This is a genomic window from Desulfoluna spongiiphila (assembly GCF_900101345.1).
Taxonomy (GTDB): domain Bacteria; phylum Desulfobacterota; class Desulfobacteria; order Desulfobacterales; family Desulfolunaceae; genus Desulfoluna; species Desulfoluna spongiiphila.
Genome location: NZ_FMUX01000001.1, coordinates 263,554 through 275,846 on the forward strand (window position 1 = coordinate 263,554; position 12,293 = coordinate 275,846).

A 12,293-nucleotide genomic window follows, 5' to 3' on the forward strand; every position below is an offset into this window, starting at 1 on the left:
CGGCCCTGCCGGGGGCCAAACGTTTAAAAAATTTGACAAACAGATCTTAAGCAAACTTTTCAAATGATTTTGGCTTCTTCGCACCCGTGCTTCGTTTCAAAAAAGCGACCCGCCGGAGGCAAGTTGCATAATTACCTTGCACAGCAGCATTTCCGAACCTCTGGCCCTATCTTCCGCCTCGCAGCCCCACCACCAGGGCCACCTCCCCTTTGGGCAGGGTGAGGCGCTCGGAGATCTCATCCACGGAGAGCCCCTTGGCGGCAAGCTGGATAATTTTCTGTCGGGATTCGGAGATGCGCTGTTCGGCGTTTTCCTCTTCGGCGGCGCTCTGCTGCTGGCGTGCCATGAGGGCATCGGCGCGATTGAGGAAAAGCTTTAAGGACGCGATGCGCTTTTCGAGACTTTGGTTCAACTCTGTGACAATAAGCCGTTTTTCCGCCACGTGCCCGTCAAAGGCGTCGGCCACGGCCTTGGCCTCGGCCAGGACGGGCTCCAGCAAGGAGAGCACCCGGGTATGAGCCGCGCGCACGGATTCCGCCTCCAGGCGTTGCCGTGTGCGTCGGGTCTGGATCAACTCGGACAGGGCCAGGGCCAGGCAGGCTGTGCCCAAACCGAAGAGCAGAAATGCCAGCATCGTATGCAGAGTCATGGGCTTTTCCCTATCTCCTGATAGCCGTGCAGAAAATAAACATGGCGATACACATCACGCACCGTCAAAAAATGCCTCAGGCGCCTTGTCAGTCCGGTGACAAACCAGGCCACCTGCCCGCAGGGCTTACATAAGGCGGTAATCCTCCAGGACAACCTTGTCAATCACCCCTTCTGTAAGAAGGGCGCCGGCGGTTTTACGCACCAGCTCACGCAACTCGCGCTCCACGGGCTTCTCGCCGGACACCGTGGCAAGCCGCGCGGCCAGCTCATCGTAGATGCGCTTCCGGTAAAAGGTTTCATAGCCTGCCAGGGGGTCCCGTTTGACCCCCCTGATGGTGAGCACCACGTGGGTGGCCACAAAGGCATAATCATTCCCGTCGGCAGCGGGGATCAAAAAATTCTCGAGGCGGGACACAACCTGAGGTTCCCCCGTGGCCCCTGCATCTGCAGGGACCGCCGTCTGCTCAAGCCCCATGGAATCCACAAGCTGGTCAACAGGCACGGACGGGTCATCGCCGCCCTTAAGGAAAAACCAGCCGGCGCCGCCTCCCAGCAGGAAAAACAAGACCACCCCGGCAGCAATGAGGACCCGTTTCTTTTTCCCCCCGGATGGTTCCTCGGAAGGCGCCTCGTCCATCGCTTCGGCAGGCACCTCGGAATCCGGCACGACCGTCTCGTCCGCCCGGGTCCGGGGCGGGTCCTCAAGGGTATCGGTGAGGATGGTCTCGATCTCTTCATCGGAGATCTGAAACCCATCTTCTTCCTCCTTGGCAGGCTCTTCGGCATCGACACCGCTGTTTTTCAAAAGGCGGTCAATGTCGTCCTGGCTGATGAGGTCTTCCTCACTTTCCGCAGGCTCTCCCTGGGGCTCGCCAGCAATTTCATCCAGGGAAAGTTCATCCAGGGAAGCCTCTTCCGGCGCCTCGGGGTCGTCCTCGGACAACACCCGCTGGATATCGTCCATGGAGATCATGGACAGGTCTTCGTCTTCCAGGCCATCATCCTCAGGAAGCAGCTCGTCAGTCATCTCATCCTCCCTGTTGGATTTGGGGACGCCCTCAGGCTCGTCGTCACTCAGAAGGCGATCAATCTCATCGGTGTTGATAAAATCGGCAATATCCCCCAGCGGATCCTCTCCGTCGGGAAACGCATAATCGCCCCTTCCCTTGAGCAGGGTGTCGATCTGGTCCTGTGAAACAAAGTTATCGGCATATGGGCTCGAATCGGGAAGGGACATACGGCGCTACTTTTGATATCGGCGAATGCGTGATCGAAGTTTGATCAGCGACTGGGTATGAATCTGGCAGATACGGGACTCGGTGAGATCCATGATCTTGCCGATCTCTTTCAGGGTCATCTCCTCGTAATAATACAGGGAGATCACCGTCTGCTCCTTGTCCGTCAACCGTTGAATGGCTTCGATGAGAACCTGTTTCAGCTCTTTTTTCATCACCGAATCCGACGGGTCGTCCTCGCTTCGGATGCCCTCGGAAAAGGTGCTGCCGCTGCCTTCGTCGCTGTCGTCGTTGCGGATGCAGGCATCCAGGCTGAGGATGGCTGCGCTGTGGATATCGGAGAGGGTCTTGTAGTACTTCTCCAGGGGCATGCCCAGCTCTTCGGCCACTTCCAGATCGCTGGCGGGCCTCTCTTTGCGGGCTTCAATCTTTTGAACGGCGGCTTCCACATCCTGGATCTTCTTCCGCATGGACCGTGAATACCAGTCCATGCTTCGGAGCTCGTCCAGGATGGCCCCTTTGATGCGATACTGGGCGTAGGTCTTAAGCCCCACATCCTTTTCAGGATCGAACTTGTCCACCGCGTCGATGAGCCCAAGGGAACCGGCGCTCACCAGCTCGTCAAAGGCAACATTGGCGGGAAGGCGCGACGCGACGCGTCCGGCAATGTACTTCACCAGATAGGCGTACTTGCGGATCATCTCATCCCGCTCAAGCGGTGAAAAGTGGCATCGCCTCTTCTCAATTTTCTTTTCGTAGGCAGACGTCATTCAAACGATCCGATTATCCGACACGTCCGTCACCGGCGTTTTGAACCGCCCAACAACGTCCGCAGATATGGACCTCTCCCCCCCTCGACTGTCTGACCGGCTGAAGGCGCTAGGGGTTCTCCCCGGAAATCAGGCGGTTCATGAAAAACGAAATGTTGCCGGTACCGGGTGTCCCGGACGGGGATTTGAGGATCTGTTCAGCTATTTTAGTAATACTTCTGCTTGATGCGGCTGCAGGGTATTGCTCAATTACGGGTTTTCTCCCGACGACAGCTTGTCTCAAATGATCATCAAAGGGAACATAGCCGACAAACTCAAGCACGACCCCTTTAAGGAACCTGTCCGCCGCCTGGCTCAAGGTGGCGTAAACCGCCTTGGCTTCCTGAAGGCCGCGGGCCATATTGACGAGCAACTTGAAATGCTTCGTGCCGTTCAGGAACATGACCTTGATCATGCCGTAGGCATCGGTTACCGACGTCGGCTCACCGGTAACCACCACTATACACTCTTCAGCAGCTGAATTAAAGTAAATTACATTTGAGGAAATCCCGGCTGCCGTGTCGATCAACATAATATCGTAAAGGTTATCCAGCCCCTCAAATTCAGCCAGAAGACTCAGCTTCTGCCCCTCGGTGAGATCGGCAAAGGCCGTGTCACCGGACGCCGCCGGAATCACCCCGACCCGGCCGGAAGCCATTGCTATCACCTCGGAAAGTTCCTTCTCTCCGGTGATAACATGCCCCACGTGGTACTTCGGGTGGATACCGAAAATGATGTCCACGTTGGCCAGCCCCATGTCGGCGTCAAAGATCAACACCCGTTTTCCCATGTCTGCAAACGCCACCGCGAGATTGGCCACCATATTGGTTTTCCCCACGCCTCCTTTGCCGCTGGTGATGGAAATCACGCGCGTTGAGGATGCGCGTAAGCCTCCTCTGCGAACGGAAGAGGCCCCTCTGCCCTTAACCATTTCCCTAAGACTGCTTGCCTGATCCACTGTGTTCTATTGCTCCATGTCGGTTTTTTGAGAGGGGTTCGAAAGGACCAGCCCCAGCACACTTTTTTTGTCTGCGACCACCAGGTCCTCCGGCACCCTCTGCCCATTGGTAATGAGCGATAAGGGAAGCCGGGCTTCTGCCATGGTGTCAAAAATCGATGCGGCCCGCCTTGTCTCGTCCACCTTGGTAAAGACAAGGGTCTCCGGCCCGAGGACCGAAAAGCGCTGCACCACCTCCCGGGCATCCAGGCGTCCTGTGACGGCGCTCACCACCAGGTGCACCGACAGGGGCACGCCACTGCCCAGAATCGTCTCCAGTTCCTCCATGCGGGGGGTATCCAGGTGGCTCTGACCGGCCGTGTCCACGAGGATCACCTCGCAGCGCTCCAGCTTGGAGAGGGCCGACACCAGGTCCTCTCTGCTGAAGGCGGGTACAAACGGAATGCCCATGATAGAGGCGTAGGTCTTGAGTTGATCGATGGCGCCGATGCGATAGCTGTCCACGGAGATCAGTCCCACCTTTCTCCCCTGCTTCAAGAACAGCTCCGCCGCCAGCTTGGCGATGGTCGTGGTCTTGCCCGATCCCGTGGGCCCCACAAAGGCTGCCACCTGACGCCCGCGCCCTTCCGGCGGTCGGCCGGAAAGACCGAAGGGATCGGCCACCTTCACCTGCCCCACAAGCAGGGAGAGCACTTCCCGACCGATGGTGTCGGGGGGAACCTCCTCACCGCCTGCCTGGGATGCCAGTCGTTCCTCCGCCCGGGCCACCACCTGACGGGCCCTTGAGTCGGAGACCCCTGCGCGAAGCAGGGTTGTAAAAATGCTGTGGGTTTCGGGATTGCGAAGGATCTGGCGCTCTTCTTCGGCCTGCTGGGAGAGGAGCATCAACTCCTTTAATACGGCCAGCTCCGATTGCACGGCAGCCCACCCCTCCTTCGGGTCCCCCTCTTCGGTTATATCCCTTCCCGAACGGGAGTCAACCCCGCTTTTCCGTGCGGGAGGCGCCTCCGTGAACATGGACTCGGTATTCCCCGCCGAGGGTTTCTCCGCGTCCACTTCAAAGATATCACGTCCGTACGGGTTATTCACCCCCACGGGGATGCGCCGGGTGGATAAAATGATGGCATCATCCCCGATGCTCTCCTTCACCTTGGCCACGGCCGCCTGCATGCTGCCCGCTGTAAAGGTCTTAACTGCCATGGGCCGACTCCATGCCGTGGGTCAAGGCCACCTTGCCCGTGGCTTTGATGTTCATGCTTCGGGTAATCTCACCATGGGAGACCACCATCACCGATGGAATCCAGGGCTCGATGAGGGCCCGAACATGCCGCCTCAACACCGGCGAACAGAGAATCACCGGCTGAACATTCAATCCCATATTTCGGTCCACTTCCTTTTGAATTGCCATAATGACCTGTTCAGACACCATGGGGTCCAAAGCGAGCCAGGCCCCCCCTTCGGTGTTCTGCAGCGAGCCGCTGAGCTGATCCTCCAGGCCCTGATCCAGAAGGATCACGGGAAGAGAACCGTCCCCTTGCAGGTACGGGGCAAGAAAGCCCCGCGCAAGGCGCTGGCGCACATACTCGGTCAACAGGTCGGTGTCCTTGCTCATGGGGGCGTAATCGGCAAGGGTCTCCACAATGGTAAGAAGATCCCGCACCGAGACGCGCTCCCGAAGAAGATTCTGAAGCACCTTCTGCACCATCCCCAGGGTCATGAGGGAGGGCACCAGCTCCTCCACCGCCTTGGGGCTGGACTTGGCCAGGTTGTCCAGAAGGGCCTGTACCTCCTGGCGTCCCAGGAGCTCGTAGGCGTTGTTTCGCACCACCTCGGTGATGTGGGTGGCGATGACCGTGGAGGTATCCACCACCGTGTAGCCGGCAAACTTGGCGTCCTCCTCCCGCTCGACGGGAATCCAGATGGCCGGCAGGTTAAAGGCCGGCTCCCGGGTGGGGATGCCGTCGATGGTCTGGTTGACGTCCCCCGGGTCCATGGCCAAAAGGTGGTTCACCATCATCTCCCCGGCGGCCATCTCCACCCCGCGGATCAACATGCGGTACCCGGAGGGTTTCAGCTTCAGGTTGTCACGGATGTGGATGGGGGGCACCACAATGCCCATTTCCGTTGCAAACTGCCTTCGGATGGCTTTGATGCGGCCCAGAAGGCTGCCGTCCTGATTGCGGTCCACCAGGGAGATCAGGCCGTAGCCCACCTCCAGCTCCATGCTGTCCATGGCCAGAAGGCTCTCCACATCATCGGGGCCGGAGTCTGCCGGGGCCTCCTCCATCTCGTCTGCGGGCATCTCATCGCCGGGTTCGCTGCTGCGCTTACCAAAGGCAAACATCCCGCCGGCAAGGGCCAGCCCCAGGATCATGAAGGGAAATCCCGGAAGACCGGGCACCAGCCCCAGGAGGAACACGATCACCGCCCCGACGTAAATGGGAAAGGCGCTGGAAAAAATATGCTTGGCAAACTCCTCGCCCATGCGCCCTTCGGAACCGGACCGGGAAACAAGGATACCCGCCGACGTGGAGATGACAAGGGAAGGAATCTGGCTCACCAGTCCGTCCCCCACGGTGAGCAGGGTGTAGTTCCCGGCGGCTGTTGCCACGTCCATGTCAAGCTGCATCACCCCGATGACGATGCCCCCCAGGATGTTGATGCCCGTGATGATGATGCCAGCCACGGCATCCCCTTTCACGAACTTGCTGGCACCGTCCATGGCTCCGTGGAACTCTGCCTCACGGGCGATGAGTTCGCGCCGCTTCCGGGCCTCCTCTTCATCAATGTTGCCTGCGTTTAAGTCGGCGTCGATGGCCATCTGCTTGCCCGGCATGGCGTCCAGGGTAAACCGTGCCGCCACCTCGGCGATACGGCCGGAACCGGCGGTGATGACCTTGAAGTTCACGATGACCAGGATGACAAAGATGACCATCCCCACCACATAGTTGCCCCCCACCACAAAATTGCCGAAGGCCTGGATCACGGATCCGGCGGCCGAGGCGCCCTCGTTGCCGTGCAAGAGGATCAAACGGGTGGAGGCCACGTTCAGGGCCAGGCGAAAGAGGGTCAGGACCAGAAGCAACGGGGGAAAAACGGCAAAATCCGTGGGCTTCACCGTGTAGATGGTGGTGATCAGCACAATAATGCCCAGGGTGATGTTCAGGGCCAGGAGCAAGTCCAGGATCACGGCGGGAAGGGGGAGGATCATGGCGGTGAGGATCCCCATGACGCCTGCCACCACGGCGATCTCCGCCGACTCCTTTTTTAAGGCCCCCAGAAGAGGGGGCGCGTTGCCTGTGCTGCTTGCCATGTAACCGTCAGTCCTGCTCTGATCCGAGTGTTATCCCTGCTGCGTCCGGTATCCGTCGGTGGGCGTCATGATTTTGTCACTCTGCTGCCCCACCGGCCCCGGTTCTCCCCCTGTTGTCGGGTCAACGGGGCAATGGGCCGGTGCGTCTCGTCTGCTTGAAATCTTATGTATTATCGACCCTTGAGCCGAAACACGTAGGCCAGAAGTTCCGCCACCGCCTGGAAAAGGTCGTCGGGGATCTCCCTGCCCACCTCCACTACTTTATACAAATTCCGGGCCAACGGGCGGTTTTCCACCAGGGGAACCCCATTTTCCCTGGCAATCTCCCGGATTCGCTGGGCAATTTTTCCCGCCCCCTTGGCCACCACCTTGGGAGCAGGCATCTGACCCGGCTTGTACGAGATGGCAACGGCAAGGCGCACGGGGTTGACCACCACCACATCAGCGTCGGGTACTTCATGCATCATCCGTTTCCTGGAGGCTTCGATCTGGAGGTTGCGGATACGGGATTTTACCAGGGGATCCCCTTCCATCTCCTTGTGCTCCTCTTTGACCTCCTGGCGGGTCATCTTGAGCTTCTCCTCGAAACGCCACCGCTGAAACAGGTAGTCGGCGATGGCCACCGCCACCATGGGCAGGGTGACAGAGAGAAAAATCTTAAAGGCCACACGCCCCATGTAGAGAAAAATCCGCAGGGCCGACTCGTCGTAGAGAAGGGGGATGTGGCTGAGCTCCCCTCTGATGACCACCCAGGATACATAAATGATAAGGGTCAGCTTGGCCAGGCTCTTGACCAGCTCCCCCACGGCGTGGAGGGAAAACTTGTTCTGGAACCCCTTGATGGGATCGATGCGCTCGATCTTGGGCATCACAGCCTTGGGGGAGATCACAAACCCAACCATGATCACGTTGGCAAAGAGCCCCAGCACGAACACCGCCAGAAGCACCGGGGCCATGATGAGAAGAAAGAGCCCTCCCATATGAAAGCACAGATCCACCACGGCCTTGATGGTCAACGGCTGCACCGACTCAAAGCCGAAGGCGTCCCGAAAAAGATCCTCAAAGTGCCCGGAGATAAAGCCGGAGGTGAAAAGCAGAATGACGATGGCCCCCAAAAGCACAAAGACCGACGGCAACTCGGCGCTGCGGGCAACATCCCCTTCTTCCCGGGCCTTCTCCCGTTTTTTCGGGGTGGCCGGTTCCGTCTTCTCCTGCATGGAATCTTCAGCCACGGGTGCCCCCCATCATCTCCATCATGTGGGTAAGAAGGGTAGCGTAATCCTCCACAAAGCGCCCCACCATGATGTGGATCACCTGAAGGGTCAAGCCGAACAGAAAAAGCCCCACGGCGATCTTCACCGGAAAGGCCAGCACCAAAATGTTCATCTGGGGGACAAAGCGGGCACACATGCCAAAGGCGCAGCTCGTAAAAAAAAGGGCCACCATGGTGGGGGCCGCCACGCGGATGCCCACGGTAAACATGGCGGAGACCAGGGTTTCCATCGTATTCCAAAGACTTTGGGTCAAAAGGAGCCCCCCGGGCTTGACCAGGTAAAAACTGTCGGCCAGGGCGGTGAGCACCACATGGTGCCCCCCGAAGGCCAAAAAGAGCAGCATGGCCACGAGGTACCCCACCTGGCTCATGATGGCCATGGGCGCCCCGGACTGGGGGTCGATGGTGTTGATCATGGAAAAACCCATCTGAAAACTGATGATGCCCCCCGCCAGCTGAATGGCGGCAAAAAAAATCCGGGCGGAAAGGGCCAGGCACACCCCCAGGATCAGCTCCGCCCCCATGGAAATGAGCATGGGCACGGTCCCGTCCGGAAAGACCGGGGCGGTTTTGGCCGCCACGGGCCAGAGGGTGAAGGCCAGCACCAGGGAGAGGGCTGTTTTCACCCGCACCGGGATCACGGGGCTGCCGAAAAAGGGGAAAAGAAAGAGAAGGGTGCTCACCCTGAGAAGCACCATAAGAAAAATGCGGAACTCCTCGGTGGGGATGTTGAGAATTTCCATGACCCTACCGGATGTACATGGGGATGTTTTCTATCACCCGGATGGTAAAGCTGGTGATCTTTTCCAACATCCAGGGCAGAAAAAAAAGAAACCCCAGAAGCACGGCCACGATCTTGGGCACAAAGCTCAAGGTCATCTCCTGGATGGAGGTCACCGCCTGGAAAATAGAGATCAGCAGCCCCACGATAAGGCCCAGAAGCAACATGGGGGCAGAGAGCAGCAACGTGAGGATGATGCTCTCCTTGGCAAAGGTCACCACAAATTCAGGGGTCATAAAAAAGAAGCCTCCTTAAACGCCGAAACTCTTCACCAGGGAACCCACGATGAGGTTCCAGCCGTCCACCAGCACAAAGAGCATGAGCTTGAAGGGAAGAGAGATCATCACAGGGGGGAGCATCATCATACCCATGGAGAGGAGCACGCTGGCCACCACCATATCGAGGATGATGAAGGGCACATAAATAAGAAATCCGATGATAAAGGCCGTCTGCAGCTCGCTGATGACAAAGGCGGGCACCAGGGTGGTCAGGGGCAGGGCATCGTGGTTTTCCGGCCGTTTGTCCCGGCCGATCTTGACGAACAGGGCGATGTCTTTTTCCCGGGTGTTGGCCAGCATGAATTTTTTCACCGGTTTTTCCACCTCGCCGACCATCTCCACAAAGGAGATCTTCTCCTCCAGATAGGGGTTGAGCCCCTTGTCGTAGGCCTCCTGCCACACCGGCTTCATGACGAAAAAGGTGATGAACAGGGCCAGGCCCACAAGCACCTGGTTGGGGGGCGCCGACTGGGTGGCCAGGGCCTGCCTGAGAAAGTGAAACACCACCACCACCCGGGTAAAGGAAGTCATGAGGATCAGGATGGTGGGGGCCAGGGCCAGCACGGTGAGAAGGGCCAGCACCTGCAGGGCGACGCCAACGTCCGCAGGGGAAGTGGCCTGCCCCACCCCGATCTGGATGGAGGGGATGGGGAGCTCGGCCCACACGGCGGCGGGGATCAAAAGGAAAAGCAGGCAGACCCCAAAGGGCCGGAAAATACCGCCGCTACGCCGTTTGAGGTCAGGTTTCATGGGTGGTCTCCCCTGCCCTGTCTCCGCCCTTTTCAAGGCGACGCCTGAAAAGGGTCTCAAAAAAAGACGGGGAACCCCCTTCGTCCTCCGGGGTCTCTTCCGTGTCCCCGAAGGTGTGGAGAGTACTAATCCCGGCGGGGGTCACCCCCAGGAGCAGGCGCACCCCTTCCACGTCCACGAGCATGATCCGCTCCTTGGGCCCCAGGTGGTAGGTCCCGCGGACCGTCACCGCGCCCTGGCCGGCAAGCTGCCGCATACCGCTGAAGCGTTTCAGCAGAAACACGCACCCCATGAGCACGGCGAGTACCACCAGCAGCATGGCCCCGCTTTTAAGCACCAGCGCCCCCATGTCGGGGATCACCGATATATTCTGAACCGCTCCCGCATCCACGGCCGTCCTCCCGATTAAGACCTCAAGCTGCGCACGCGCTCCATGGGGGTGATGATGTCGGTTAAACGCACACCGAACTTCTCATTGACCACCACCACCTCGCCCCGGGCCACCAGCTTGCGGTTGATGTAAATCTCCAGGGGCTCGCCGGCCAGCTTGTCCAGCTCTACAATGGAGCCCTGGCCCAGCTGGAGCAGGTCGTTGACCAGCATCTTTCGCCGTCCCAGCTCCACGGAAAGCTCTAAGGGAATATCCAGAATAAAATCGATGTCCTGGGTCTCTGATCCGTAATCATCCATCTCATCATTCTTGCCGTTGTTGTCTTCCATATATCTGTCCCTTTGCTATCGGGTGTAAAGTTTTTCCTCAATGCTGAAGGCTTGAAACCCTCGCTGGGTCCCGGCAAAGCCCTTGAGCTTCTTAACGCCGCCCACCATGGCCAAAAGGGTCTCCGAGGCATCCTGGCCAAGCTCGATGACATCCCCCTCCTTCAACCCGATGAGCCGCTCGCCGGTAATCTCCGCCTTACCCAGGCTCACCGCCATCTCCACCTCGGAGTCGAAGATGATCTCCTTGAGGCGTTTCTGCCATGTGTAGTCCACATCCTCGGTTTCCGCCTGGAACCCGGCGGAGAGCTTGCTGCGGATGGGCTCGATCATGGCATAGGGGATACACACGATGAGGGTGCCCGCCGACTGCTCCAGCTCCACCTCGAAGCGGGAGACGATGACCAGGTCCGTGGGCATGACAATGGCGGCAAACTGGGGGTTCACCTCGGACCGGACCATGGCGGGATGAACCTGTTCCACCGGCATCCAGGCCGTCTCAAAATCCTTGAGGCAGGCATCCACCACCTTGAGGATCATGGCCTGCTCGATGCTGGTAAACTCCCGGCCGTCCACGCGGGCCGTGGAGTTGCCCTTGCCCCCGAAAAACTGGTCGATGAGGTTGAAGACCAGCCGACTCTCCATGACAAAAAGGGCGTGTCCCCTCAAAGGCTCCAACCGAAACACGTGCAGGCTGGTTGGCACGGGAAGGCTGCGGCCGAATTCTGCAAATTTCAGAATATCATGGGACTCCGCCGCAATATCCACGTTGGTGTGCAAAAGGGACGACAGGCTTGTGCGGATCTCCCGGGCAAACCGATCGTTCAACACCTCAAAGGTGGGCATGCGCCCACGCACAACCTGATCCTGGCTGGTAAAGTCGTAGGCGAGCACCCCGTCGGGATCGGGCTGGCCCGAATCAGACTCCGTTTCAATGTCTCCGGTGCTCAAGCCGGATAAGAGGCTGTCCACCTCTTCCTGTGACAGAATATCGCTCATGGTCACCTACAGGATAAAAAATTCAGTAAGATAGACATCTTTGACGCGCCCCGTTTCCAGAAGGCCGTTCACCAGGCGCAGGGTTTCGTATTTGAGGCGCACCCTGCTTCCGCTGCGCTCCATCTCCTCGACGGATCGCCCGGCAAGGGCAAGGCCCAGGGCCTCGACGATCTCTTCCCTGCGAAGCTCCAGCTCCTCTGTCAACACCTCGGAGTTAAGATCAAAACTGAAGCCGAGGGTCAGAACCCGGTCTCCCATGCGCCCGGAAAGCGGCACCTGGATGTCCGCAAGGGGCCACAGGGCCTGGAAGGGCTCTTTGTGGCGCGGCGGCGGAGGAACATCCTCCATGGCGGCCTCTTCTGCGGGCGTCCTTAAAAAAAACCATGCCCCACCGGCGCAGACCACAGCCAGGACAAGGCCCCCTGCAAGGATGATCAACAGCTTCTTTTTGTCTTTCAAAAAATCCGGCATGAACCGCCTTTCGCCTTCGTTGAATCCGGAAATCATGGGTCCCCCCCGGATGGGGGAA

Annotated in this window: 14 protein-coding genes; all 14 read right to left on the reverse strand. The window is 58.8% G+C overall.

Annotation, left to right across the window (positions count from 1 at the left end; all coding sequences use genetic code 11):
- Nucleotides 1-166: 166 nt before the first annotated feature.
- Nucleotides 167-649 (reverse strand): DUF6115 domain-containing protein, encoded by a 483-nt coding sequence (locus BLQ12_RS01155; RefSeq protein ID WP_139163795.1) that lies wholly within the window; start codon nt 647-649, stop codon nt 167-169.
- A 126-nt stretch (nt 650-775) separates the two neighbouring features.
- A complete protein-coding gene (locus tag BLQ12_RS01160) occupies nt 776-1,888 on the reverse strand; it encodes a hypothetical protein (RefSeq protein WP_092207441.1) in 1,113 nt (370 codons plus the stop codon).
- Nucleotides 1,889-1,894: 6 nt separating this feature from the next.
- A complete protein-coding gene (locus BLQ12_RS01165; protein WP_226859939.1) occupies nt 1,895-2,656 on the reverse strand; it encodes a FliA/WhiG family RNA polymerase sigma factor in 762 nt (253 codons plus the stop codon).
- A gap of 109 nt (nt 2,657-2,765) precedes the next feature.
- A complete protein-coding gene (locus BLQ12_RS01170; RefSeq protein WP_254781936.1) occupies nt 2,766-3,563 on the reverse strand; it encodes a MinD/ParA family protein in 798 nt (265 codons plus the stop codon).
- 96 nt (nt 3,564-3,659) lie between these two features.
- Nucleotides 3,660-4,853 carry a flagellar biosynthesis GTPase FlhF gene (gene flhF, locus BLQ12_RS01175; RefSeq protein WP_092207443.1) on the reverse strand — a complete coding sequence of 398 codons (1,194 nt, stop codon included), beginning with the start codon at nt 4,851-4,853 and terminating at the stop codon, nt 3,660-3,662.
- Nucleotides 4,843-6,966 carry a flagellar biosynthesis protein FlhA gene (gene flhA / locus BLQ12_RS01180; RefSeq protein WP_092207445.1) on the reverse strand — a complete coding sequence of 708 codons (2,124 nt, stop codon included), beginning with the start codon at nt 6,964-6,966 and terminating at the stop codon, nt 4,843-4,845. Before flhA ends, flhF begins: the two co-directional genes overlap by 11 nt.
- A gap of 170 nt (nt 6,967-7,136) precedes the next feature.
- The gene (gene flhB / locus BLQ12_RS01185) at nt 7,137-8,198 is read right to left on the reverse strand and encodes a flagellar biosynthesis protein FlhB (RefSeq protein ID WP_226859938.1); all 1,062 of its coding nucleotides are present in this window, start codon (nt 8,196-8,198) and stop codon (nt 7,137-7,139) included.
- Nucleotides 8,191-8,982 (reverse strand): flagellar biosynthetic protein FliR, encoded by a 792-nt coding sequence (fliR, locus tag BLQ12_RS01190; protein WP_092207447.1) that lies wholly within the window; start codon nt 8,980-8,982, stop codon nt 8,191-8,193. Before fliR ends, flhB begins: the two co-directional genes overlap by 8 nt.
- Nucleotides 8,983-8,986: 4 nt before the next feature.
- Complete coding sequence (fliQ, locus tag BLQ12_RS01195) at nt 8,987-9,256, reverse strand: flagellar biosynthesis protein FliQ (RefSeq protein ID WP_092207449.1); 270 nt, start codon at nt 9,254-9,256, stop codon at nt 8,987-8,989.
- A gap of 15 nt (nt 9,257-9,271) precedes the next feature.
- Nucleotides 9,272-10,048, reverse strand: coding sequence for a flagellar type III secretion system pore protein FliP (gene fliP, locus BLQ12_RS01200; RefSeq protein ID WP_092207451.1), 777 nt, complete (start codon nt 10,046-10,048; stop codon nt 9,272-9,274).
- Nucleotides 10,038-10,439 (reverse strand): flagellar biosynthetic protein FliO, encoded by a 402-nt coding sequence (fliO, locus tag BLQ12_RS01205; RefSeq protein ID WP_092207453.1) that lies wholly within the window; start codon nt 10,437-10,439, stop codon nt 10,038-10,040. The genes fliP and fliO overlap by 11 nt, the downstream gene beginning before the upstream one ends.
- 14 nt (nt 10,440-10,453) lie before the next feature.
- Nucleotides 10,454-10,768, reverse strand: coding sequence for a flagellar motor switch protein FliN (gene fliN, locus BLQ12_RS01210; RefSeq protein ID WP_092207455.1), 315 nt, complete (start codon nt 10,766-10,768; stop codon nt 10,454-10,456).
- A 15-nt stretch (nt 10,769-10,783) separates the two neighbouring features.
- Entirely contained in the window at nt 10,784-11,764 is a 981-nt protein-coding gene (gene fliM / locus BLQ12_RS01215; RefSeq protein ID WP_092208131.1) for a flagellar motor switch protein FliM, read from the reverse strand.
- 6 nt (nt 11,765-11,770) lie between these two features.
- The gene (locus BLQ12_RS01220) at nt 11,771-12,271 is read right to left on the reverse strand and encodes a flagellar basal body-associated FliL family protein (RefSeq protein ID WP_175469416.1); all 501 of its coding nucleotides are present in this window, start codon (nt 12,269-12,271) and stop codon (nt 11,771-11,773) included.
- Nucleotides 12,272-12,293 lie beyond the last annotated feature (22 nt).